General features: G+C 63.9%; 18 protein-coding genes. 11 read left to right on the top strand and 7 right to left on the bottom strand.

The genetic code is table 11. The features are described 5' to 3' along the window. The 6 genes from fdhF to EGH21_RS15635 all read left to right on the top strand — a co-directional run. Positions 1–2,300, top strand: a 2,300-nt coding sequence (gene fdhF, locus EGH21_RS15660) for a formate dehydrogenase subunit alpha (RefSeq protein ID WP_220619415.1), incomplete at its 5' end; no start/stop codon positions are given. Positions 2,301–2,464: 164 nt separating this feature from the next. Continuing rightward, on the top strand, positions 2,465–3,106 hold the full coding sequence (folE, locus tag EGH21_RS15655; RefSeq protein WP_220619414.1) for a GTP cyclohydrolase I: 642 nt from the start codon (positions 2,465–2,467) through the stop codon (positions 3,104–3,106). 389 nt (positions 3,107–3,495) lie between these two features. After that, positions 3,496–6,030 (top strand): GcvT family protein, encoded by a 2,535-nt coding sequence (locus tag EGH21_RS24575; protein ID WP_220619413.1) that lies wholly within the window; start codon positions 3,496–3,498, stop codon positions 6,028–6,030. A 38-nt stretch (positions 6,031–6,068) separates the two neighbouring features. Then, on the top strand, positions 6,069–6,842 hold the full coding sequence (locus EGH21_RS15645) for an electron transfer flavoprotein subunit beta/FixA family protein (RefSeq protein ID WP_220619412.1): 774 nt from the start codon (positions 6,069–6,071) through the stop codon (positions 6,840–6,842). Between the two features lies 1 nt (position 6,843). After that, the gene (locus EGH21_RS15640) at positions 6,844–7,812 is read left to right on the top strand and encodes an electron transfer flavoprotein subunit alpha/FixB family protein (RefSeq protein ID WP_220619411.1); all 969 of its coding nucleotides are present in this window, start codon (positions 6,844–6,846) and stop codon (positions 7,810–7,812) included. A gap of 158 nt (positions 7,813–7,970) precedes the next feature. Further along, positions 7,971–8,564, top strand: coding sequence for a cyclodeaminase/cyclohydrolase family protein (locus tag EGH21_RS15635; protein WP_220619410.1), 594 nt, complete (start codon positions 7,971–7,973; stop codon positions 8,562–8,564). Positions 8,565–8,573: 9 nt separating this feature from the next. Here the strand turns inward: EGH21_RS15635 and EGH21_RS15630 are convergent, their stop codons facing one another. The 3 genes from EGH21_RS15630 to EGH21_RS15620 form a co-directional block, all read right to left on the bottom strand. Then, positions 8,574–10,745 carry a (Fe-S)-binding protein gene (locus tag EGH21_RS15630; protein WP_220619409.1) on the bottom strand — a complete coding sequence of 724 codons (2,172 nt, stop codon included), beginning with the start codon at positions 10,743–10,745 and terminating at the stop codon, positions 8,574–8,576. A gap of 265 nt (positions 10,746–11,010) precedes the next feature. Then, positions 11,011–12,738, bottom strand: a complete 1,728-nt coding sequence (locus tag EGH21_RS15625) for a formate--tetrahydrofolate ligase (RefSeq protein WP_220619408.1) — start codon at positions 12,736–12,738, stop codon at positions 11,011–11,013. Between the two features lie 142 nt (positions 12,739–12,880). After that, positions 12,881–14,080, bottom strand: a complete 1,200-nt coding sequence (locus tag EGH21_RS15620; RefSeq protein ID WP_220619425.1) for an alanyl-tRNA editing protein — start codon at positions 14,078–14,080, stop codon at positions 12,881–12,883. Between the two features lie 97 nt (positions 14,081–14,177). On the opposite strand from EGH21_RS15620, the gene folP reads away from it, so the two are divergent. From folP to EGH21_RS15605, 3 genes are all read left to right on the top strand, one after another. After that, complete coding sequence (folP, locus tag EGH21_RS15615; protein WP_220619407.1) at positions 14,178–16,565, top strand: dihydropteroate synthase; 2,388 nt, start codon at positions 14,178–14,180, stop codon at positions 16,563–16,565. Positions 16,566–16,640: 75 nt separating this feature from the next. Further along, positions 16,641–17,231 (top strand): hypothetical protein, encoded by a 591-nt coding sequence (locus EGH21_RS15610; RefSeq protein ID WP_220619406.1) that lies wholly within the window; start codon positions 16,641–16,643, stop codon positions 17,229–17,231. 41 nt (positions 17,232–17,272) lie between these two features. Next, positions 17,273–17,503: a hypothetical protein gene (locus EGH21_RS15605; RefSeq protein WP_220619427.1), complete on the top strand. Its 231-nt coding sequence runs from the start codon at positions 17,273–17,275 to the stop codon at positions 17,501–17,503. 6 nt (positions 17,504–17,509) lie between these two features. Here EGH21_RS15605 and EGH21_RS15600 read toward each other — a convergent pair whose 3' ends face one another. Together EGH21_RS15600 and EGH21_RS15595 are read right to left on the bottom strand one after the other, a co-directional pair. After that, positions 17,510–19,105, bottom strand: a complete 1,596-nt coding sequence (locus EGH21_RS15600) for a BCCT family transporter (protein ID WP_220619405.1) — start codon at positions 19,103–19,105, stop codon at positions 17,510–17,512. A gap of 228 nt (positions 19,106–19,333) precedes the next feature. After that, positions 19,334–21,130, bottom strand: coding sequence for a BCCT family transporter (locus tag EGH21_RS15595; protein WP_220619404.1), 1,797 nt, complete (start codon positions 21,128–21,130; stop codon positions 19,334–19,336). Positions 21,131–21,560: 430 nt separating this feature from the next. On the opposite strand from EGH21_RS15595, the gene EGH21_RS15590 reads away from it, so the two are divergent. Both EGH21_RS15590 and EGH21_RS15585 read left to right on the top strand, forming a co-directional pair. Beyond that, on the top strand, positions 21,561–22,001 hold the full coding sequence (locus EGH21_RS15590; RefSeq protein ID WP_328765663.1) for a hypothetical protein: 441 nt from the start codon (positions 21,561–21,563) through the stop codon (positions 21,999–22,001). Positions 22,002–22,053: 52 nt separating this feature from the next. Continuing rightward, positions 22,054–22,215: a hypothetical protein gene (locus EGH21_RS15585; protein ID WP_220619403.1), complete on the top strand. Its 162-nt coding sequence runs from the start codon at positions 22,054–22,056 to the stop codon at positions 22,213–22,215. Between the two features lie 45 nt (positions 22,216–22,260). On the opposite strand, the gene EGH21_RS15580 is transcribed toward EGH21_RS15585, so the two are convergent. Together EGH21_RS15580 and ilvA are read right to left on the bottom strand one after the other, a co-directional pair. Next, positions 22,261–22,704, bottom strand: coding sequence for a universal stress protein (locus EGH21_RS15580; protein WP_220619402.1), 444 nt, complete (start codon positions 22,702–22,704; stop codon positions 22,261–22,263). Between the two features lie 143 nt (positions 22,705–22,847). After that, complete coding sequence (gene ilvA, locus EGH21_RS15575) at positions 22,848–24,095, bottom strand: threonine ammonia-lyase (RefSeq protein ID WP_220619401.1); 1,248 nt, start codon at positions 24,093–24,095, stop codon at positions 22,848–22,850. Positions 24,096–24,152: the final 57 nt, after the last annotated feature.

Below are 24,152 nucleotides of genomic sequence, written 5' to 3'. Positions count from 1 at the left end.
TCTCGAAGGCCAAACGCAACGCCGGTGACCTCGCCAAGCAGTTCGGTAACGAGGCGTTCCTCGCCGCCGAACACACGGCGGAGGGCATCGCCGCGAACACGCTCCCCGAGGGCCGTCTGTTCGACGTTGCCAGCATGGTGAGCAAGTACCGGCTCGGAAAGATAGACAAACAGGAGACGACCTGCGGATTCTGTGCGGTGGGCTGTCGGTTCGAGATGTGGGGCAAAGACGGTGACTCGCTGGGGGTCGTCCCCGTCGACGACCCCGATACGGCGCCGGCCAACAACTTCTCCACTTGCGTGAAAGGGAAGTTCGGCCACGAGTTCGCCAACAGCAAGAAGCGCGTGACCGAACCGATGGTCCGCAACGACGACGGCGAGTTCGAAGCCGTCGAGTGGGACGAAGCGCTGGACTACGTCGCCGACCGACTCTCGGCAATACAGGACGAACACGGTATCGACGCGCTCGGCTGTCTCGCCTCCTCGAAGGGGAGCAACGAAGAAGCGTACCTCGTCCAGAAGTTCGCCCGACAGGTGCTGGGGACGAAGAACATCGACAACTGCGCGCGCCTCTGTCACTCCTCGACAGTGGCCGCCCTCCAGCAGACGGTGGGCTACGGGGCGATGACCAACCGCATCAACGAGGACATCGGCGAGGCCGACGCCTACCTCATCAGTGGGTCCAATACGACAGAATCGCACCCAGTGCTGGCGACTCGCATCAAGCAGAACGTCCGCGACGGTGCCGACCTCGTCGTGTTCGACCCGCGCAAGGTCGGCATCGCCGAACACGCCGACCAGTACACCCGCACCAATCCGGGGTACGACGTGGCGTGGCTCAACGGCCTGATGCGCTACATCATCGAACACGACTTACAGGATACGGAGTTCATCGAGCGCAACACGAAGAACTTCGACGACCTGAAAGAGAAAGTGCAGGCGTTCACGCCGGAGAAAGTCGAAGAATTGGCCGGCGTCTCACCGGACGAGTTGGCGTCGGCCGCCGAGACGCTGGCCGAGGCCGATACCGTCGTCTTCGGCTGGGCGATGGGCATGACCCAGCAGTCCCACGGCACCGAGAACCTGCTGGCGATGGCCGACCTCGCGCTGTTACTCGGCCAACTCGGCAAGCCCGGTGCGGGCCTGTCGCCGTTCCGGGGCCAGAACAACGTGCAGGGCGGCGGGGGCGACATGGGAACCCTCCCTGGGAGTCTCCCGGGCTATCAGGACCCGGCTGACGACGAAGTGGGCGAGAAGTTCGCCGAGGCGTGGGGCGAACGACCACCCGAAGAACCCGGGCTGAAAGTGCCGGAGATGCTGGCCGAAGCCCACGAGGGGAACCTCCGTGGGATGTACGTGGTCGGGGAGAACCCGGCGCTCTCGGAACCGGACATCCAGCACGCCGCCGAGGCTTTAGAGGACCTGGAGTTCCTCGTCGTGCAGGACATCTTCATGACCGAAACCGCGGAGTACGCCGACGTGATTCTGCCGGCCGCGACGTCACCGGAGAAACACGGCACGTTCACCAACACCGAGCGGCGGGTCCAGCGGGTGCGCCCGACGGCCGACCCGCCAGGTGAGGCCCGGCAGGACTGGGAGATTACGCAGGCGCTCGCCAACCGGTTGGGCTACGACTGGGACTACGACCACCCGCGCGAGGTGATGGACGAGATCAACTCGCTGGCGCCCATCTACGGCGGCGTCACGTACGAGCGCCTCGAATCGGGTGAGGAACACGGCCTGCAGTGGCCCTGCTGGGACGAGGACCACCCGGGGACGCCGTACCTCTACGACTACGAGGAGGGGAACTTCAACCACGACGACGGCCTCGCACGATTCGTCCCGGCCGACGGCGGCCATCCCGGTGAAGTCCCAGACGAGGAGTTCCCGCTGACGCTGACGTCGGGGCGCGTGCTGTACCACTGGCATACGGGCCAGATTACGCGGCGCGTCGAAGGGCTGATGAGCCACGTCGGCGAGAGCTTCGTGGAGATTCACCCCGACACGGCCGAGCAGTTGGGCGTCGCCGACGGCGAATACGTCCGGGTGGAGTCCCGTCGCGGGTCCATCGTGGTCAAAGCACAGGTCACCGACCGCGTGGGGCCGGGAACGCTGTTCATCCCGATGCACTTCGCCGCCGGCGCGGTGAACAAACTCACCGGGGAGACGTTCGACCCCACGGCAGGGATTCCGGAGTACAAGGTGTCGAGCGTCAGGCTGGAACCGCTCGGCCCGGAGACGGACGAAGCCGTCCTCCGAACGCCCGATGCCGGAGCGGGTAGCGTGGCCGGCGACGACTGAGGTCCTCAACCTGTTTTTACGAAACTCTAAAACTAAACAGTGTGGTAATTACACTGTATTAATACTATTTTCACAGTACTATCAGTGTTAGGCACAGCGCACGTTGACCGAATTCACTCCAGTCGACAGTAGTTTTATACGCTGGATTCCGTTTGTCCGACGTAATGGATTCGCAGGAACAGCAGGCCGAGTTCCAGTACGACACTGGCGGCGAGACGACCGGTCCGATGGCCGGGTTCGACGAGCAAAAGGCCCGTGAGGGCGCACGACTACTTCTGGAAGCGGTCGGGCGGAACCCCGACGAGGCAGGTATCTACGACACGTGGAACCGCCGCGTCCCAGAGATGCTGGAGACGCTCACGGAGGGGACGAGGCACGAGGCGAAGCCGGTCATGAGAACGTTCGAGGCGGAGACGGACAGCCTCGTCGTCAAGACCGGTATCCCGCTCCACAGCATGTGCGAACACCACATGCTCCCGTTCGACGGCGTCGCCCACGTCGCGTACCGACCGGACGAGGAGATGGTCGGGCTCTCCAAACTCATTCGCTACGTTCGGTGGCAATCGCGGCAGCTGACCACGCAGGAGGCACTGACCAACGATATCGCGACGGGCCTCGCCGAGGAACTGGGCGCCCGCGGCGTGGCCGTCGAAGTGACGGCGACGCACATGTGCGAGGTCATGCGCGGCGTCGAGACGTCGACGGAGACGACGACGAGGGAACAAGCGGGGACGTTCAGCGAGGCCGACCGCGACCAGTTCCGTGAAGCCATTCGACGTCACGGCACCACGTCGGACGGCCACTGACCCGACCACGAGACAGTTCCCCAACTATCAGTCCAGTTTACACGATAAGTTAGGGATTCGTTCGGAGCCGTTTGGGTCGACCACACGCCCACAGCATCGCTGTTGGCGTCGCTCTCTACAGGTTCTCCTCAAAAATCTCGACTCTGACGCCTTCTATCGCAGAACTACGGACTACGACAGCAAAGCACTGTCGACGATACGTTCACGGGCTCTCGGGACCGAATCGTCCCTCGATTGATAAAGGCCCGCAGAACGGTGGTGCCTGATTCACTCCCCCGACATTCCTCGTTCGAAACGGAACGCATGATGCGGAGAGCTACCACACCGCGAGCCGTAGTTGCGAATCGACCGTTCAGCGAGTTGCGTGACCAACCGCGGGTGAGTCGTCGGTGAGTTCGAACGACCTTCCACCGGAGACGAAGACGGTGATAATCGGCGGCGGCATCGTCGGCAACAGCCTCGCGTATCACCTCACACGTATGGGGCGAGACGACATCGTCGTCGTCGACAAGGGGCCACTCCCCGACCCGGGCGGTTCGACTGGCCACGCCTCGAACTTCTTGATGCCGGTCGAACACTCCAAGGAGATGACCCATCTCACCCAGCGGAGCATCGAGCAGTACGAGGACATGGACACGTTCACGAACAGTGGGGGCATCGAGGTCGCACGCACGGCCGAGCGGGTCGAGGAACTGAAACGGCGCGTGCAGTCGGCGAAAGCGTGGGGTGAACCGGCCGAACTCCTGACACCGTCGGAGGTCGAGGAGATGGTCCCGTACGTGAACACAGACCTCGTCAAGGTGGGCTTCTACAGCCCCGGAGCCGGGACCTGTGACCCCCTCCGCGCGGGCGAAGTGATGCGGGCCCGTGCCGACGAGTACGCCGACGGTGGCCTCACCGTCTCGCCGAACACCGAAGTGCTGGACCTTCACGTCGAGAACGGGGCGATACAGGCCGTCGAGACCGACCGAGGTACCGTCTCCGCCGACGAAGTCGTCATCGCGGCGGGGCTCTGGAGCCCGAAAATCGCCGAGATGGCCGGCGTCGACATCCCGCTGACGCCGGCGGTCCATCAGATGGTCAGCGTCGGCCCCATCTCCTTCTTCGAGGACTACGACGGCGAGATATCGTTCCCGGTCGTCCGGGACATGGACACCCAGATGTACGAGCGACAGCACGGTAACGACCTCGAGGTCGGGTCCTACCAACACCGACCGATACTCTGGGACGTCGAAGACGTGCCGTCTATCGAGGAAGCGCCGCTGTCCCCGACGCAACCGCCGCTGACCGACGACGCCTTCGAGCAGTCGATGCAGGACGCGCTGGAAATCGTGCCCGACCTCCTGGACGACCCGGAGGCCGGCATCCGACACGAAATCGACGGACTGCTCTCCCAGACGCCCGACGGTGGGCCACTTCTCGGTCCGCTACAGGACGTCGACGGCCTGTGGTCGTGTGCGGCTATCTGGATAAAGGAGGCTCCGGCCATCGGCGAGGCGGTCGCACAGTGGATGACGCGAGGGTGGTCGGATATCGACCTGCACGGCGCGGACGTCAACCGCTTCTACGAGTACGGCACGTCCCGCTCGTTCGTCAAGGACCGGGCCAGCGAGGGGTTCCAGAAAATCTACGACATCGTTCACCCGGCCGAACAGTACCAGTCCGCACGGGAGATTCGGACCAGTCCGTTCTACGAGCGACAGCAGGACCTCGACGCGCGGTTCTTCGAAGCCGCCGGCTGGGAACGACCGCAGTGGTACGAGTCCAACAGCGACCTGTTGGAGCGGTACGAAGACGAGTTGGAAGACTTCCGACGACCCAACGAGTGGGACGCTCGGTGGTGGTCACCCATAATCCTCGCCGAGCACCTCCACACGCGGGACCACGTGTCCATGATCGGGGACATGGGGTTCAGCATATTCGACTTCCGAGGCTCCGACGTCGTCGACTACCTCGAACGGATGGCCGTCGGTCGCGTCGACGTCGACGTCGGCAAGACCGTATACACGCCAATACTCGCCGCGAACGGCGGGTTCGTCTCGGACCTGACCATCGCCAGACTCGGTCCGGAACACTACAGAGTCGTGACCGGTGGGGCCGCCGGTGGCTCCGACCGGGCGTGGTTCGAGGGCCACATCCCTGACGACGCCGACGTCACGTTGATAGACCGCTCGGAGTCGCTGTGTACGCTCGGCGTCTGGGGCCCGAACGCCCGGGACCTCGTCGACAGCGTCGCAGAGGAAGACATGTCTCACGAGACCTTCGAGCCCTACACTGCACAGTCGGTCACCATCGGCGAAATCGACGCGTGGGCGATGCGACTCTCCTACATCGGCGAACAGGGCTGGGAGATTTACGCCCCGATGGGGCAGGGGCAGCGGCTCTGGGACGTGCTCTGGGAGGCCGGTCAGGACCACGACGTCCGCCCGGCAGGGATGGGCGTCTACGGGACGACCGGCCGTTTGGAGAAAGGCTACCGACTGTTCGGTCACGAACTGGAACTGGAGTACGACCCCGCCGAAGCGGGCCTCACCTTCCACGGCGTCAAGGACGCGGACTTCATCGGCAAGGAGGCATACGCGGAGGCAATCGACCGGGAGAACACGGCCACGCTGTGTACGCTCTCCGTCGACGACCACGCTCCCGACGGCGGCGAGCGCCGGTTCATGCTGGGTAACGAACCGGTTCTCGACGACGACGGAAACGTACTCGTCGACGACGACGGACGCCGGTCGTACGTGACGAGCGCCGGTACCGGGCCGACCGTCGGGAAACACCTCCTGATGGCGTACCTCCCGCAGTCGTACGCCGAGGAGGGGCGCAGCCTGCAGGTAGAGTACATGGGGCAGCAGTACCCGGTGACCGTCGAGGTAGTCGGGAGCAGACCGCTGTTCGACCCGGAGAACGAGCGAATCAGGAGCTGAGACCACATGCAATCAACCGACCAACGAGGAGATACGATATGGACACGCTAGCATGCATCAAGCGAGTACCGGATACGGGTGCGAAGATAACGCTGACCGACGACGACCAGCACATCGACGCCAGCAATCTCGGGTTCACGATATCGCCACACGAGGAGTGTGCCGTCGAGGCGGCGATTCAACAGGCGGAAGCACACGAGGGCACCGCGACAGTGCTCTCGCTCGGCCCGCCGGACGCTGAGGAACAACTTCGGACGGGACTGGCGATGACCGCGGACGAGGCCGTCCTCCTCGAGACGGAGGGGGAGGAGTGGCGACCCCGAGAGACGGCAACCGCGATAGCCGACGCCGTACGGGACGACGCGGACGCGAACCTCGGGTTCGACCTCCTGCTGTTCGGCGACGAGTCGGCCGACGCGGGGAACCATCAGGTCGGCGTGCGCGTGGCCGAGGCACTCGACGTCCCCTTCGTCGGGGGTGTCTCGCACCTCGACGTCGAAGACGGAACGGTCGTCGCGAAGCGAGACGTCACCGGCGGCATGGAGGTGTACGAACTGGACCTTCCGGCGGCCGTGGGCGTGAAGGAAGGTGTGAACGAACCCCGCTACGCCTCGATGCGCGCGAAGATGCAGGCACGCAAGCAGTCGATTCAGCGCAGCGACCCGCCATCCAGCGAGTTCGCCGGCGGTATCGAGAAACTCCGACTAGAGGCCCCGGATACCGGGGAGGGAGACGCGGAGGTCCTCGGTGAGGGAGTCGAGGCAGTCCAGGCCGTGGCCGACCTCCTCGAGAACGAACTGGAGGTGACGTGACATGATACTCGCGTTCGTCGAACACACCGGTGGCACGCCGACAGAACCGTCGCTCGAAGCTCTCACGCTGGCCCGTGAGCTAGCGGCCGACACGGCGTCTCGACTGGACGCCGTCGTCTTCGGTGCCGAGGGAGCGGCCACTGCCGACCATCTCGGCACCTACGGTGTCGAGACGGTCCACCACGCCGACGACGAGCGATTGGACACGTACGCGCCCGAAGCGTGGGCCGAGAGCGTCGGCCAACTCGTCGACACCGAGGGCCCGGAGGCCGTCGTGGCCCCGGGGACCGACCGTGGACAGGAGGTGTTGGCCCACGTCGGCGCGAAGCGTGACCTCCCCGTGGTTTCGAACTGTCTGGACGTCGAGGCCGGAGAGACGTACGAACTGGCTCGACAGCGGTGGGGCGGGAGCCTCGTGGAACACGCTGTACTGGACAGCGAGACGAAACTGCTGACGGCCGCCGAACACGAGTTCTCGCCCTCGGAAGCAGACACCGTCACCGCACCGACCGTACGGCCGTTCACTCTCGAACTCGACGAGTCGGACTTCCGTGTTAGCGTCGACAGGGTCGAGGAGTCCGACACGACCGGTGTCGCGTTGGGTGAGGCCCGAGTCGTCGTCGGCGGTGGCCGAGGCGTCGGCGGGCCGGACGACTACGACAAACTGGAGACGTTGGCCGACCGTCTCGGCGGCACGGTCGGTGCGTCGCGGGCCGCCGTCAACGAGGGCTGGCGACCACACGAGGACCAGATTGGCCAGACCGGCGCGAAGATCAGCCCCGACCTCTACATCGCCTGTGGTATCAGCGGTGCGGTCCAGCACATGGTCGGCTGTAAGGGCGCGGACAACATTCTGGCCATCAACACGGACCCCGAGGCGGCTATCATGCAGAAGGCCGACTACGCAGTCGTCGGTGACCTCCACGAGGTCGTGCCCGAACTGAACGCGGCGCTAGGCAAGGAGCCCTGACGTCGGCTCTCGGCCGAGCGCCTTCAGCGTAACAGTTAGGACCGGGCGCCCTGAAATCTGCCTGTGCATCGCTACTGGACCTCGCGGTGTCGATTTTCGGACACCACCTGTAGGACGTCACTCACCTCGGTGGGGCGAAGCGCTACCGGAGGGCTACCGTGACGCTCGCCGACCGGACGATTGGCGAGTTCCTCGAAAACGTTGCGTCGAACGAAGTGACACCCAGCGGCGGCGCGGTTGCCGGGATCAGCGGTGCGATGGGCGCGGCGCTCTGTGAGATGGTCTGTATCCACACGCTCGGGACAGAGGAGCACGCTGACGTCGCCGACGAAATGACCGACTGTCGTGACACACTCGCCGCGAGTCGGCGTCGGCTACTCGAACTCGCCGATGACGACGTGCGGGCCGTCGACCGAGTGCAAACGGCGTTCGAGTCGGGGGACTCGGACCGGATACAGAAGGCAGCGAAGCGGTCGACGATGGTCCCAATAGAGACAGCAGAGATCTGCCTCGACGTCGTCGACGCCGCTGTCACCGTCACGGCGAAGGGGACGCAGGTCGCTGTCCCCGACGCTGTCGTCGGCGCACTGCTGGCTCACGCCGCTCTCGAAGGCTCCGTATCCACCGTCCACGCAAACCTTGCGACCATAGAGGACCCGGAGTTCGTCACGGAGATGGAACGGCGGGCGGCGGAGATGGAAGTTGCCGCGGAGGAGGCGCTTTCGCAGGTCCGGGCCAACAGAAACTGGTGAGGCGATCGGCTACCCGTCCGCGGGTTGCGCGACGGCCGCTGGCTCGGTCGTCGTCCGCTGATCGACCGCTTCGACGAGCAGTTCGGCCACGTCGACGACCGCTATCTCGTCCTCGTAGCCGCCGGTCTTGCGCCCGTCCTCGTACATTGTCAGGCACATCGGACACGCGACCACGAACTTCTCGACTTCGCCGGCGGTCTCGGTGTCCTGAAGCGCCTCGCGAAGTCGCTCCTCGCTGGGTTTCGGGTCGTCGTCGAAATCCAACCAGAGGCCGCCGCCACCGCCACCGCAACAGAACGAGTCGTCGCGATTGCGCGGCATCTCGACGAGTTCGCACCCCGTCGCTTCGATGAGTTCGCGTGGCGCTTCGTACTCGTCGTTGTACCGACCGAGGTGACAGGGGTCGTGGTAGGTCACCGTGTAGTCGAGTTCGTTACCCGAGAGGTCGAGTGCGCCCGACTCGACCAGTTCCTCGACGACCTGAGTCCAGTGGTACACCGGTGCGCCGTCCCACGAGCCGTCGACGTCGACCGCCATCATCGGGTCGTCGGCGAACTTCTCGAAGTCGACCTCTGGATACTCGTTCTGGAAGGTGTTGTACGAGTGAGGATCCGTGCAGACGATCTTGTCGAACTCACAGTCCTCGAACGTCTCGACGTGGTGCCCTGCCTGTTGGAGGAAGAGGAACTCCTCTCCGATACGGCGGACGTCGTTCCCATCGTACTGTTCGTCCTCGTAGAGGATGCCGTACTCGACGCCGGCGCGCTCGAGGAGTGTCGCCAGCGACTTTGCCACCTTCTTGTTCCGCTCGTCGTAACTCGGGTAGTCACCGACGTACCAGAGGTACTCGACCTCCGTCTCGCGAGCGTCCTCGACGTCGAAGGTCAGGTCTTCGGTCCAAGCCCCCCGCTCGCGCTGTGGGTTGCCGAGCGTGTTCCCCTCACGCATGACATTCTGGAACGTGTCCTGCAGGTTCGGGTCGACGTCGCCTTGGTCGACGAGTTGGCGGTTCATCCGCGTGAACGAGTGCAGGTGTTCGACGTCGACGGGACACGCGTCCATGCAGGCCATACAGGCCATGCACGACTCCAGCGTCGTGCTGTCGACTACGCTCTCCGTCCCGTCGGCGACGATGGGGACGGCCTCCGAACCTGCGTCACGTGCCTCGCGGTACTCCTTCAGGTCCAGCACCACGTTACGCGGGTCGAGGTCGCGCCCGGAGGCGTTCGCCGGACAGACCGACGAGCATCGACCACACTTCGTACAGGCGTCCTGGTCGAGGAGCTCTTTCCACGAGAAGTCAGTGACCGACTCCGCGTTCGTCGCTTCGATGTCTCCCGGGATGCCGGGTAACCGTCTCCCAGCGTCGTCGTCGCGTGCGACGACGTTGGCGAAGGAAGCGAGCATGTGGAACGGCTTTCCCATCGGAATCGCCGCGACGAATGCCAGTGCGAGCAGCGAGTGTGCCCACCAGACGACTGGATAGACCGTCGCCGCCGCGTCCGGGGTCACTCCAATTCGTTCGAGGGCTACTGCGACCCCCCAGCCGACGAAACTCACCGTCTCGAACGGTGGGAACGACTGCCCGAGGATGCGAACGCCCTCGGTGAGGTAGCCGCCGACACCGAGTGCGAACAGCGCCCAGACGAACGCCCCGTCCTCGAGTCCGGTGTGACGGTCCCAGAGCCGTTCGGTGCGAACACCGTACCTGCGATAGAGAGCGACCCCCAGACCGACGACGAACAGGAGCCCCATCGCGTCGACGACGAACGAGTACGAGAGGTAGAACTGTCCGGTAAAGAAGGATTCCCCGGTCAGTGGACGATAGAGGTCCATGTCGATGCCGAGAATCGTCGTCGCGATGAGGAGCGTCAGAAACCCCCACATGACCATCGCGTGCATCAATCCAGCGACGACGTCACCGTCGAACAGCGTCCGGTTCGAGAGGACCGTCCGCCCGGCGGCGACGACACGGCGCGGCAGTTCGTCGAGGCGCGGGAACGATTCCGATCTCCCCTCGGTGTACTGCATGACGCGTTGGTAGCTCCCGACGAGGAAGACCCCGATTGCGACGGCAGCGAGATAGTAGAACAGCACTTTTCCTATCGGCCCGATACGCCAGAACGTTGGTCGGGTCACTTCGGCACCCGACTGGAACAGTAATCCAGCTAACGGTGTCATAGTCTGCGCTCCGAGTTCGAGACGCGGTGCTCTCCCCGCGACCGACACGGACCGATTCCGCTCAGACGCGAAAGAACCCGACCCCATAATTCTCTGGCCATTCAAGTAAGCGACCGAAAAGAGGGTTGACCAGCGGCTTTCGGCTCTCGATTTGGCGCACATCCCGGGTCAACCGCGGACTCTTGGGACTGGGTGAGAGAAGTTTAGCAACCGTTAAAAGCGGTTCTCCGGGCAGAAAAGAGCTGAGGCGGTCGGACCGCGGTCCTCAGAACAGACCGGAGATGTTGCCGTCCTCGTCGATGTCCATGTCGGCGGCGGCGGGACGCTGCGGGAGTCCCGGCATCGTCAGCGCGTCCGCGGTCAGCGCGACGATGAAGCCGGCACCGGCCGACGGGTACACCTCGCTGATCTCCAGTTCCCAGCCCTCCGGCGCGCCCTTCTTGCTGGCGTCGTCGCTGAAGGAGTGGAACGTCTTGGACATGCACACTGGGACGTCGTCGAAGCCGAGGTCCTGCATGCGGTCGATGTCGTCCAGTGCGCCCCCGGTGAATTTCACGCCATCGGCACCGTAGATTTCGGTGGCGACGGTCTCTATCTTCTCCTTGATGGGGGCCTCCTCGTCGTAGAGGTACTCGAACTCGTCCTCGTCGCTCTCCTCGACGGCGTCGATGACGTGGTTGCCGAGGTCTTCGCCACCCTCGCTGCCCTTTTCGAACACTTCGGACTCGGCGACTCTGACGCCGAGGTCCTCCTCACAGTGGTCCAGGACGGCTTGCACCTCTTCCTCGGTGTCGTCCGGGAAGCGGTTGAGGGCGACGACGACCGGGACGCCGAACTTCTGGAGGTTCGAGACGTGCTTGTCGAGGTTCTCGAAGCCGGCCTCGACGGCGTCGACGCCGGACTCGTCGATCTCGTCGAAGTCGACCGGCCACTGGTCCAGTCCGTGGTACTGGAGCGCACGGACCGAGGAGACCAGCACGACGGCGTTCGGTGTCATGTCGCCCAGCCGGCAGACGATGTTCATGAACTTCTCGGCGCCGAGGTCCGACCCGAAGCCGGCCTCGGTGACGAGGTAGTCGCCCATGCCGAACGCGGCCTTGTCGGCGATGAGCGAGTTCGTCCCGTGGGCGATGTTCGCGAACGGACCGCCGTGGACGAACGCGGGCGTACCCTCGATGGTCTGGACGACGTTTGGCTTGATGGCGTCGCGCAGGAGCATCGTGACCGGCCCCGTCGCCTCGATGTCGTCGACGGTGATGGTCTCGCCGTCTTCGCCGTAGGCGACGATGATGCGCGAGATGCGCTCTTTGAGGTCTTCGAGGTCCGAGGCCAGACAGAGGACGGCCATCAGTTCGGAGGCCGCCGTCAGTTTGAACCCGTCCTCTCGCGGGGTACCACCGCTCTCGCCGCCCAGACCCACGACGGTCTCGCGGAGCGCGCGGTCGTTCATGTCCAGCGCGCGCTTCCACGCGACGTCGTTGACGTTGATGTCGAGGTCGTTACCCTGCGAGAGGCGCGCGTCGAGCATCGCCGCGATGAGGTTGTGTGCCGCCGTCAGCGCATGCAAGTCGCCCGTGAAGTGGAGGTTGATGTCCTCCATCGGGAGCACCTGCGAGCGGCCGCCGCCGGCCGCGCCGCCCTTGACGCCGAACACCGGGCCGAGCGACGGTTCTCGGATGGCGATCATCGCGTCCTCGCCCAGATGGTTGAGCGTCTGGCCCAGACCGACTGTCGTGACGGTCTTCCCCTCGCCCTTCGGCGTCGGCGTCATTCCCGTCACCAGTACGAGGTTCTCCTCTTTGTTCTCAGCGTTCTCACGGAGGCGGTCGATGGCGTGGTGTTTGACCTTCGCGGTGTACTCCCCGAAGTATTGGAGGTCGTCGAGGCCGAGGCCCCACGGCTCTACGAGCTCCCAAATCGGTTCCATGTCGGTCGACTGTGCGATATCGTAGTCCGTCGGAATCGGGTCCTGTGGGTCGTCGTCTAGAGACATCTCACCCGGACCTTCCCCTCACCGCCGTAATAATGTTAGTGTAGCTGACAAGTGGGGGATAGGATGTGTTCGGCGTCGCTCTGTTCGCTCGTCGTGTCTGTCAGACAACGTGACGAGATTCGAACCCCACCGTCGGTGCGTGCTACCCTTCGCGCAGATACTCCACGACCGATTCGGGGTCGGCGTCGAGACCGCCGCCTTGCGCGAGCGTCGGTTGGCCGCCGCCGCCCCCGCCGAACTCGCCGGTCACGTCGTCGATGACAGCGTTCGCGTCCGTCTCGCCGTTCGTGCCGACGACGACGAACGTCGCCCCGTCCCGTCCGACGAGGACAACCACGTCCGCTATATCGTCGTCAAGCGCTCCCACGCGGTCGGCGACGGTGTTGGGACCGGCGCCATCGATGGTGCCGACCAGCCACTCCTGGCCGTCTCTGGCCGCCGTGTCCGCCGCCAGCGACGAGATGCGGGCGTCCAACAGTCGCTCGTGGAGGTCGTCCACCTCGGCCTGTAACGACTTTTTCTCCTCTAACAGTCCCTGTGCCCGCCGGGCGAGATCGTCGACGCTCGTATCTAGCGTGTCGGCCGCACGGGACGCACTCCGTCGCCGGTCTACCTGTCGTTGAATCGCCGAGGGTCCAACGGTGTACTCGACACGGACGAGGTCTGCACCCGGGTTCGAGACGTCGACGACCTCGATGGGCCCGATCTCGTTCGTGTTCCGAACGTGCGTGCCCCCACAGGCCGAGATGTCCCACCCGTCGATTTCCACGATACGGACGCTGTCCGTCGGATCGGCGTCACCGAGGTTGAACACGATGTCGTCGTCGGCGCGTGCTTCCTCTACGTCCATCTCGTACCACTCCACCGACCGGCTGTCCCAGACTGCCTCGTTGGCCATCCGCTGGAAGGTAAGCGCGTTCACCTCGTCAGCGTCCGCGTCGGCGTCGAAGTCGAGGCGGACGCTATCCTCACCGATGTCGAACCCGCCGTAACCGTGACTGTCGAACAGTTTCCGGCCGACGCCGTAGACCACGTGACTCGCGGTGTGGGCCCGCATGCTGTACGTACGGAACTGCTCGTCTATCTCGCCGCTTATCGTCTCGCCGACTTCGATTCCGGGTGTCTCGGCGAGCGTATGGATCGTTTCACCGTCGCGTTTCTGGACGTCGACGACGTCGACGCCGGCGAGTGTACCCCTGTCGGCCGGTTGGCCACCGCCCTCGGCGTAGAAGTACGTCCTGTTCAGCGTCACGTCACGGCCGTCGACGGCGCGGACCGTCGCGTCGAACGACGTCACGTACGGCTGGTCGCTGGCGAGGTTGGCTGTCGCTTCCACAGTCATGCCCATCGCCTCGGGAGCCATGCCAATAAATCACGCGCTCGAGCCCGCTCCGTGGGACGGCGATAGCTTAATCAGGCCGAAGCCGACCATATGTGCTATGGAGTACCACGAGTCTGCCGACTACTTGCAGTCGCTACAGCGCCGTCGGCCCAAACTCGGGACGGAGACGACGGCGCGGATGCTCTCACACCTCGGGACTCCACAGGCATCCGTCGACTGCGTCCAGATAGCGGGTTCGAACGGCAAGGGGAGTACCGCCCGCATGCTGGAGAGCGTCCTCCGGACTGCCGGCCTAGACGTGGGCTTGTTCACGTCGCCGGCACTGAACGACTTTCGCGAGCAAGTGACGGTCAACGGCCGCAAGGTCCCCAAAGAGCGGGTCACGGAGTTCGTCGAGCGAATCGACCCCTGTCTCGAGCGGTTGCGAGCGGACGACGACATGCCCACGCACTTCGAAGTCCTCACCGCACTCGCGCTGTACCACTTCGGCGCCGAGGATGTGGACGTCGCCGTCCTCGAAGTCGGTATCGGCGGCCGGTACGACGCGACCAGCGCTGTAGACCCCGTCGCGAGCGCCGTCACGAGCGTCAGTTTGGAGCACACCGACCTGCTCGGTGACACCGTCGAGGAAATCGCTCGCGACAAGGCACAGGTCGCGCCCGCGGACGGACCACTCGTTACCGGGGCCGACGGTGCGGCACTCGACGCTATCCGGACGGAGTCGGACGTGATACAGGTCGGCGGAGAGGATGCCGACGTCTCAGCCGTCGAGAACGGGATGTCCTCCGCCGTCGAGAATCACGTCTCGATAACCGGGCCGGACTGGGCCGTAGCGACGAACCTCAAACTGTTAGGTAAGCATCAGGCGACGAACGCGGGTGTCGCTGCAACGCTCGCCAGACAGGTAGCGTCCATAGACGAACAGACGATAGCAGACGGGCTGCGAAAGGCGACGTGGCCCGGTCGGTTCGAAGTCCGCTCGACGGACCCACTGATCGTCCTCGACGGGTCACACAACCCCGGCGCAGTAGCGACGCTCTCTGATCTGCTCTCGCGGTACGACTACGACGACCTGCACCTCGTCTTCGCGGCGATGGGCGGGAAGGACATCGAGGAGATGGTCGCCGAACTCCCGCCGGTCGACACGGCGTACGCGACGCGTCCGGCGGTGGACCGCGCGGCGACTGTCGAGACACTCGGCGACGCTCTCGCTGGTCATGCCGAGACGGTCCAGCGTATTGAGTCCGTCCCCGAGGCGACGGAACGAGCGATAGCCGCCGCCGACGAGTCCGACTGCGTCCTCGTCGCCGGGTCGCTGTACGCCGTCGCGGAGGCACGGGACCGCTGGACGCGGACGGTCGTTCCCAAAGACGCCGGCCCGTCGAGTTCGGTGACGCTGACGGCCAGAGCCGACGGGGGGACGACCGCCGACGGCGTCGATAGCCGCGTCCTCTCGACGACCCTCAGGCCCGAGCAGGCGGCCGTCGTGAGCGAGCGTCTGGAGTCAATCGGCGGTACGTGTGTGCGCACCGACCGTGACGCGCCGGAGAAACTGGTCTCGACGACGCTCTCGGGGGCCCCTACTCAACTTCGTGCTCTGGCGAGTAGTCTAACAGACGAGGGCCACGGCCTCGGACACCTCGCCGAGCAACTGGGGGCGGTGCTCGAGGGCCCCCCATCACCCCCCGCCATCGATACCGAGGGGACTGCCGTGATGGGGATTCTGAACGTCACACCCGACAGTTTCCACGACGGCGGGGAGTACAACCGCCTCGACGCGGCGGTCGAACGCGCCGAGGAGATGGTCGCGGCCGGCGCAGACATCTTGGACGTGGGCGGGGAGAGTACTCGTCCCGGCGCCGACCCGGTCCCGGCAAGTGAGGAGATCGACCGCGTGGTCCCGGTCATAGAGACGCTCTCGTCGCTCGACGTACCCATCTCTGTCGACACTCGCAAGGCGGCAGTCGCGGACGCCGCACTGGACGCGGGTGCCGACATCGTCAACGACGTCTCGGGCCTCTCCGACCCGGAGATGCGATTCGTCGTCGCCGACCACGACGCATCGCTGGTACTCATGCACAGCCTCTCGGCACCCGTCGACCCGGACCGGACGGTGACGTACGACGACGTGGTCGCCGACGTGGTCTCGGACCTCCGTGAACAGATCTTGCTGGCCGAACAGGCGGGTCTCGACCGGGAGCAAATTATCGTCGACCCGGGCTGTGGGTTCGGCAAGGACGCCGCCGAATCCTTCGCGCTGGTCGACCGACTCGCAGAACTTCGAGCCCTCGGTTGCCCGGTGATGGTCGGCCACTCTCGGAAAACGATGTTCGAACGGGTCGACTGTTCGAGCGGCGATCGCTTGCCGCCGACCATCGCAGTAACGACTATGGCGGCCGAGCGGAACGTAGAGGTGGTTCGGGTCCACGATGTCGAAGAGAACGTGGCGGCGGTACGTACTGTCTCGGCGGCGAACGACGTGTAGACCGAGGCTAGCACGGCGCAACAGGGCGAGATACCGACCGACAGTTTTTCACAACACGTCTCGAAATCCCGTAGTATGCTAGCAGCCACCGTGTCAGCTATCGGTCCCCCACTCTTCGGGTCACCGTCGATACTCCCGATACAGGCGTTCGACCCGTCGATGGTCACCGAGGCGTCCCCAGCGGTTCGGGCGGCGGCATCGTTCCTGCTGACAATCCTGTTCGGTGGTGCCGTCATCTATCGGGGCGGCGGCCGCCTCGACGGGGCCGTCGAGGCCTCCAGTGAGCGTCCGCTGGCCGCCGTCGTATACGGTCTGATGGCTTTCGGTATCGTGACCTTCTTCGTCGTCTACGCGTTCAGCCAACTGGCGAACCTCGGAATCGGGACGACAGTCCTGACCGCCCTGGGTGCCGTCGTCTTCGCCGTCGCGTTCCTCTCGCTCGGCGGTCTCGGATTCGCCGTCGTCGGCGTCTGGGTCACCGAGTCGTTCGGCGGGCGGGACCCGTGGGCCGGACTGGTCGGCGTAGGGGCGGTCAGTGCCGTCGCTTGGTTGGTGCTCCCAGCCGTGGTGAGTGTGGCCGTCTGGCTCGCTATCGCCGCCATCGGCCTCGGCGGACCGGCGCGCCGGTGGGTCCACGGAAGCGGTCCCCCTGCGGACCCGGCGTAGCCCTACGAACCCTGAAACGTGCGGGACCCGTACGAGACTGTATGCTCCTGCTCCAGTTACCGTTCGACTTCGGCTTCGGGGAAGTCGCCGCACAACTAATCGGTGCCGTCGGTGCGCTCGTCCTGCTCATGTTACTCGTCGCGTTCGGTGCGTTCGCCTACAAGAGCCTCGCGGGCGACGGCGTCCGCTGGCCGGACGAGATGGAGGAGGACCAAGACAGCGAGGACGGGGTCAAGCGCGGGTCCGACGAAGACGACTGGAAGTACTACTGAAGGCCGTCAATCGTCGTCAGTGCTTGCCGCCGACCGGCTGGTTCCGGGGGTTGGCCGGTCTCGCTCGGCCGTCAGCAGCGGCCGGACCGACTGGAACTCCAACGCCATGCCGACGATGGCGACGACGGAGATGAGTGCGAACGGGAAGCCGGTGATAATAGCCGACGAGCGGAGCGCACTGATGCCCCCGCCGACGATGAGCAGGGACGCGAGGCCGCCCATCAGGCCGCCCCAGATGACCCGATTGACCGTCGATGGGTGTTGCTTGCCGCCCGTCGTGAGCATCCCCAGCGCGAGCGTCGAGGAGTCCGCGGAGGTGACGAAGAACGTCACCACAAGCAACAGGAACACTGCCGCCAGCACTTCACCGAACGGGAGACTGGCGAACAACGGGAACCCCGAAACTGAGACGCCGTACTGGTCGACCATCTCCAGCATCGGCGCGATGTCGTTGCGCTCGAAGTAGATGGCGCTCCCGCCCATCGTCAGGAACCACGGAATCGTAGAGGCCGTCGCGCCGACCAGCGCCGTCGCCACGACCTGCCGGATCGTTCGTCCTTTCGAGATTCTGGCGACGAACAGACCGCCGAACGGAGCCCACGAGAACACCCACGCCCAGTAGAACACGGTCCAGTTCCCGACCCACTCACCGGTGCCAGCGGCGTTCGTGTAGAGGCTCATCGTCAGGAACTGGCCGAAGTAGCCCCCGACCGCTTGCAGGCCCGTGTTCATGATGTAGTTGGTTGGACCCAGCAGGAACGTGGCGACGGCTAGCAGTGCGAAGACGGCCATGTTGAACAGCGATACCCTCGCGATACCCTTCTTGACGCCGAGGGTGACGGAGACGGTGAACGCCACCGTCAGCCCCGTTATCATCAGCACCGTCCCGCCGTCACCGAGCGAGACACCGAGTGTGTAGGTGAGTCCCGTGAGGAACTGCTTGCCGACGAACCCGAGCGTCGTCGCGATACCGCCGATGGTCGCGAACACCGCGAGGATGTCGATGGTCTTCGCCCAGAACCCATCGAGGTTGTCGACGCCGACGAACGGCGCGATGAGCGTCGAGACGCGCATGGGGGCGTCTTTCCGAAACGCGTAGTAGGCTATCGGAATCGCGACGATGAGGTACGGAACCCAGTAGGAGATACCCCAGTGGAACAGCGTGTACTGTATCGCACCGACCGCTGCTGCCGGCGTCTTGGAGTCGGCGCCGACGAGCGGTGGCACCGTCTCGTAGTGGCTCAGCGCCTCCGCAGGCCCCCAGAAGACGATGCCGGCCGCGATACCGGCCGAGAACATCATCGAGAAGAACGAGAGCAGGCTGAACTCGGGGTCGTCGTCGGGTTTCCCGAGCTTGATGGATCCCCATCGGCCGAACATCAGCCACAGGCTGAAGACGACCATCAGGAACATCGTCCCGACGTAGACCCACATGAACTCCGTCCAGAGGTACTCGTTTATCTGTCCCATCTGTGCTGCCGACGCTTCCGGGTTCAGGAAGAACACCAGAATCGCCAGCAACGATACCGAGAACCCGACCCCAAACACGGAGAGGTCGAGCTCGTCGACGAACTGTTGTACTGTCGTGCGTATCGTCCGCATGCATCCCTCAATCTTCGGGGCCCGGTGGTCAATCCTGAGATTACATATGACACACGTTCAAGTGTGCCCGCCAAGATAGCTAAAATACCTCTTTCGTTGTTTTATTCGCGAGTAAATCGAGAAGTCGGAAAAACGCATGACAGACGTGAGACCGTCTCCGTCGTTGGTGTGGATAGGGCAGTCGCTACTCGTCGGTTTGAGACCGAGAGGAGAAACGCGAAGGAAGAGTCAGTCGCTGCCTTCGGGGTCCGCACTGCCTTGGACGTCGGTCACGACGTCGCCGCCGGCTTTCGTGATGTCGACGTCCTCTTCGGCGGTCATGTCCTGGATGCGCTCCTGGAACTGTTCGGACTCGAGAATCTCGTACTCGTTGTCCAGTCCCAGATAGACGGTGTAACACATCAGGCAGAGGATGACCGCGAACGGCAAGCCGGTGGTAATCGCGGCCGTCTGCAGGGCCCCGAGGCCGCCGCCGATGAGGAGCGTTGCAGCGACTGCGCCCTCCGTGACCGCCCAGAAGATACGCTGGACTCTCGGCACGTCGTGCTTGCCACCCGAGGTCAGGTGGTCGACGACCAGCGACCCAGAGTCAGAGGACGTCACGAAGAAGGTGACGACCAGCAGCGTCGCGAGCAGTCCCGTGACGGCTCCCAGCGGGAACTGCTCGAGCATGGCGAACATCGCGACAGTCTGGCCCTGATTCGCAACAGCCGAGGCGATACCGCCGCCCCCAGCGAGTTCGACCCAGAGGGCCGACCCGCCGAACGTCGCCAGCCAGAGGAACGAGAACATGGCCGGCAGGAACAGCACACCGAGCACGAACTCGCGGACGGTGCGCCCTTTCGAGATGCGTGCGATGAACATCCCGACGAACGGCGACCACGCGATCCACCAACCCCAGTAGAAGACGGTCCAGCTTCCCATCCAGCCCTTGACGGTGTAGCCGCCCAGAGCGGCGGAGCCACCGATAGTGCCGGTGAAGAAGCTCAGCGTCAGGAAGTTGCCGAGGTAGGCACCGAGACCGTCGGCGAACGTCCCGAAGATGTACACCGTCGGGCCGACGATGAGCAGGAACCCCAGCATGGCGAACATCAGGTAGAGGTTCAGCGTGCTGAGGCGCTTGACACCGCTTTCGAGACCAGCCGCGACGGAGAGCGTCGCGATGCCGGTGATAACCGCGATGAGGACGACTTGTGGTACCGTCCCTGTCGGGACGTTGACGAGGCCGAGGATGTCCCCTCCGACGTACGACAGGCCGGTGTTTATCTGTGCGACACCGAGACCCAGCGACGTCGAAAGGCCGAACAGCGTCGCGAAGACGGTCACGAGGTCGATGACGTGTCCGGGCCACCCGTAGATACGCTCACCCAGGAGCGGCCAGAAAATCGACCGGAACGTTAGCGGGAGGCCGCGGTTGAACGAGAAGAAGGCCAGTCCGAGACCGACCAGTCCGTAGATGGCCCACGGATGGAATCCCCAGTGGAAGAACGTCTGTGCCATCGCGGCACTGGCGGCACCTGCTGTACCGCCCTCCGCACCGAAAGTGGGCGGGACGACCATGAAATCCGAGGCGCCGGAACCGAAGTGCCACATCGGCTCGGCGACACTGAAGAACATGAGGCCGATACCCATGCCTGCGCTGAACAGCATCGCCATCCACGAGAAGTCGCTGAACTCTTTCTCGGCCTCCACCCCGCCGATTCTGATGTTGCCGTACTTGCTGAAAGCGAAGTACAGTATCGTGACGATGAACAGGTTCACCGCCAGAATGTAGAACCAACCGAAGGTTCCGTTGATGAAGTTGAATATGTCCGTGTACACCGCCGACGCCTGCTCACCGAGGCCGATGGTTGCCGCAACGAAGGCGACGATGATGACCAGCGATACCGGGAAGACTATCGGATGGACGTCGAACCCGAAACGCTGGATGTTGGTGTCACCGGGTTCCCGGTCGGACTCGGGATGGAACAGCTCTACCTGCAATCCGTCCGACATCGCTCCAGTGGTGTCGTCACTTTCTGACATACGTTACCCCCGTCGTGCGTATCCGCATTGTACGTGATTTCATTCTCGGTGTTCCCGTCGTGTCGGGTCGTTCACTCCGCCCGATTCCCCATTTTCGTTCGAGCACGCGGCCAAGACGCCGTCTCGGCCGACTCTGAGCTTCTCACCGGGCCATCGTACGCGGTTCGACAAGCGTCGGACCGGTAATCTGGCCATCGGTGTCCGAACCTCCGTCGTGTGTTAGACTACCTCACCCCGAAGGAACGAGTGCAATATATTAAAACTTCGCCCATATACTACGGGTAGGAAGGTACTAATCCCCCCTGTGCCGGTTCAATCGAAGACTGTTCTCGTGTCCTCCTTCGGTTATCACGTGACAGCTCGTGATGCTTCTGGTAGCGGTCATCGATCGTTCTGTGGCCGATGTCGTCGACCAACGCGAATTAAGACAGTGAACCAACAACAACAACCAATAATGATGGAATTCCTGAAGGTCGTGTTTGCTCGGCTCAGGGCGGCCTTCGAGGCCGTCGTCAACCCACTAAAGGCCGACCCGGATTCGAAGAGTTTCCGGCTTTCCAGCCCAGAGACGCATACCACGACCATCGATGGCGACGTGGGGTGGGGGCATCGTCCTCCGGTGGTTCTGCGGTGTCCACGTTGCGGTGCAAATATCGACCAGCCCGGCCCGCGAGCAGACATCGACTGTCCTCGCTGTGTCGCCGAGTTTTCTCACGAAGACTTCCCCGAATTGGAGGTAGAGTACTTTGTCTGTCCGGTGTGTGGTAACCAGATGGAACACGGCCAGCGACATCCGCAGGCATTCGACGTCCCCGAGTGGGCGACGTGTCACAACTGCCGGTATCACTGGGAGTTCAAACACTCGTACTGAGGCGACGGTCTGTGCCGGGTGCCTTTATTTATCAGCCGACCGTCTCGTCTCCATGGCTAATCTGGTGGCGACCGCCGCGGCCGGCCTCGCCGTCTTGCTGATTGGGACGGCGTTGCTCGCGATGTCGAACGGTGACCTGCGGGTGGCGGGTTTCAGCTTCCTCTGTGCGAGTCTCGTTATCTATCTGCGGGAGACCAGACTCGTCGACACCTGAGTCTCGAAGAAAAAGCTACGACAGCACGACGTCTCGCCCGTGACACTACAGTTCGTCCATTTCCATCCGCTGTGTGATGACTGGGACTGTCGCGGTCCGCACCACTTTGTCTGTCGTCCCACCGAGTATGGTGCCTATTTTTCCGCGATACGCAGAGCCCATCACGATGACGTCGAGGCCTTCCTCGTCAGCATAGGCGACGATTTCTTCACTCGGAGTACCGGACCGGAGCGCTCGCTCACACTCGACGCCGTACTCGGCGGCGACTTCGGCTATCTCGTCCAGTGTCTCATCACCGTACTGCTCGTACTCTTCACGGATGGTCTCCTCGTCGTCCCGTATCGACATCGCCCGGGGGACGCCGGGGAGGTCCATGACGTAGAGGGCGTGAACGGTCGACCCGAGTTCGGCAGCGAGTTCGATACCGTGTGTCGCCCCCTTCTTCGATTCAGCACTTCCGTCGTACGGAATTAATATGTGTTCGTACATACCCTACGGTGCAATCGTACTTCCACGACTGCGCGGAAATAATTTCCCCCGAGAAGTATCAGTATTCGGTAAATACTATCGTCGAAAAGTCGGGCGAAATGCTCACTCACACCCCGTGGAACTGCGGAGGACTAAGACACCTGTCAGACAGTTCGAGCGATGTCTTCGACCAGGTATCCCGTTTCGCGGATGGCGTCGACGATAGCGGCGGCGTGTTCCTGTCCGCTGGTCTCGACGTTGAAGACGAGGTACGCCTCGCCGACGTCTAAGTCTTCGACGGAGCGCTCGTGGCGGACGTCGTGGATGTTCGCGCCTTGGTCCGCGATAGTCCCGGAGATGTCTTCCATGACACCGGGCCGGTCGTCGATTCGGACCCGGAGGCGCATGAGTTGGCGACGCTCGGTGAGCGCGTGGATGAGCACCGTCCGGAGCTGAGTCATGTCGAGGTTTCCGCCACAGAGCAGGGGCATCACCGTCTCGTCGGTGACGTCGAGGTCGTCGCTCAGGATGGCAGCGACTGAGGCGGCGGCCGCCCCCTCGACCACTTGCTTCGCGCGTTCCATCAACAGGAGGATGGCCTGCGCGATTTGGGTGTCGGTGACGGTCACCACGTCGTCGACGTTGCGCTCGATGATGCTCAGGGTCGTCTCGGAGATGCCGCCGGTCGCGATACCGTCGGCGATGGTGTCCACCTCGTCCAACGTCACTGGCATCCCCTTGTCCAGACTCTCGTGGACCGTCTCCGCGCCGGTCGCCTGCACGCCGACGACGCGCGTCTCCGGCGAGAGGTGCTTGATGGCCGTCGAGACGCCGCTGATGAGGCCGCCGCCACCGATAGGCACGACCACGGTGTCCACGTCGGGACAGTCGTGATACATCTCGGCGCCGAGGGTGCCTTGGCCGGCGATGATGTCTGTATCGTCGTACGCGTGGACGAACGCGGCGTCCGTCTCCTCGACGGCGGCCTGCGCGTGGGCCATCGTCTCCTGGAAGTCCTTGCCGACGAGTTCGACCGTCGCGCCGTACCCTCGTGTCGCGTCGACCTTCGCCTGCGGGGCGTTGACCGGCATGAAGATGGTCGAGTCCGCCCCGCACTTCGTCGCCGCGAGGGCGACGCCCTGTGCGTGGTTACCCGCGCTGGCGGCGACGAACTCGTCGACGCCCTGTTCGACGTCCTGTGAAATCTTGTTGTACGCGCCTCTGGTCTTGAACGACCCCGTCCACTGGAGGTGTTCCATCTTCAGGTACACCTCACCGCCGACGAACTCGTCGAGCGACGAACTCCGTTCGACCGGCGTCTTCTTGACGACGGTGTCGTCGTCGAGGCGTTCACGCGCCCGTTCGATGTCTGCGTAGGTGACGGGCAGTTCCGAGGATTCTGACGTTGTCATGAGTGGTTTGTCGGTGCCGGGAGTTACCCCCGGTCGGTCGTCGAGCGATGCCGGCGG

Source organism: Haloarcula rubra (assembly GCF_019599465.1).
Classification (GTDB): domain Archaea; phylum Halobacteriota; class Halobacteria; order Halobacteriales; family Haloarculaceae; genus Haloarcula; species Haloarcula rubra.
Note: the sequence above shows the minus strand (reverse complement) of the source record. Positions and strands in the feature narration are given on the sequence as shown.

What these genes read in the sequence shown, in the direction of transcription:
- folE (WP_220619414.1), top strand. Translation starts at nt 2,465, where the DNA reads ATGGATTCGCAGGAACAGCAGGCCGAGTTCCAGTACGACACTGGCGGC.
- EGH21_RS15645 (WP_220619412.1), top strand. Translation starts at nt 6,069, where the DNA reads ATGGACACGCTAGCATGCATCAAGCGAGTACCGGATACGGGTGCGAAG.
- EGH21_RS15640 (WP_220619411.1), top strand. Translation starts at nt 6,844, where the DNA reads ATGATACTCGCGTTCGTCGAACACACCGGTGGCACGCCGACAGAACCG.
- EGH21_RS15630 (WP_220619409.1), bottom strand. Translation starts at nt 10,745, where the DNA reads ATGACACCGTTAGCTGGATTACTGTTCCAGTCGGGTGCCGAAGTGACC.
- EGH21_RS15625 (WP_220619408.1), bottom strand. Translation starts at nt 12,738, where the DNA reads ATGTCTCTAGACGACGACCCACAGGACCCGATTCCGACGGACTACGAT.
- EGH21_RS15620 (WP_220619425.1), bottom strand. Translation starts at nt 14,080, where the DNA reads ATGACTGTGGAAGCGACAGCCAACCTCGCCAGCGACCAGCCGTACGTG.
- folP (WP_220619407.1), top strand. Translation starts at nt 14,178, where the DNA reads ATGGAGTACCACGAGTCTGCCGACTACTTGCAGTCGCTACAGCGCCGT.
- EGH21_RS15610 (WP_220619406.1), top strand. Translation starts at nt 16,641, where the DNA reads ATGCTAGCAGCCACCGTGTCAGCTATCGGTCCCCCACTCTTCGGGTCA.
- EGH21_RS15605 (WP_220619427.1), top strand. Translation starts at nt 17,273, where the DNA reads ATGCTCCTGCTCCAGTTACCGTTCGACTTCGGCTTCGGGGAAGTCGCC.
- EGH21_RS15600 (WP_220619405.1), bottom strand. Translation starts at nt 19,105, where the DNA reads ATGCGGACGATACGCACGACAGTACAACAGTTCGTCGACGAGCTCGAC.
- EGH21_RS15595 (WP_220619404.1), bottom strand. Translation starts at nt 21,130, where the DNA reads ATGTCAGAAAGTGACGACACCACTGGAGCGATGTCGGACGGATTGCAG.
- EGH21_RS15585 (WP_220619403.1), top strand. Translation starts at nt 22,054, where the DNA reads ATGGCTAATCTGGTGGCGACCGCCGCGGCCGGCCTCGCCGTCTTGCTG.
- EGH21_RS15580 (WP_220619402.1), bottom strand. Translation starts at nt 22,704, where the DNA reads ATGTACGAACACATATTAATTCCGTACGACGGAAGTGCTGAATCGAAG.
- ilvA (WP_220619401.1), bottom strand. Translation starts at nt 24,095, where the DNA reads ATGACAACGTCAGAATCCTCGGAACTGCCCGTCACCTACGCAGACATC.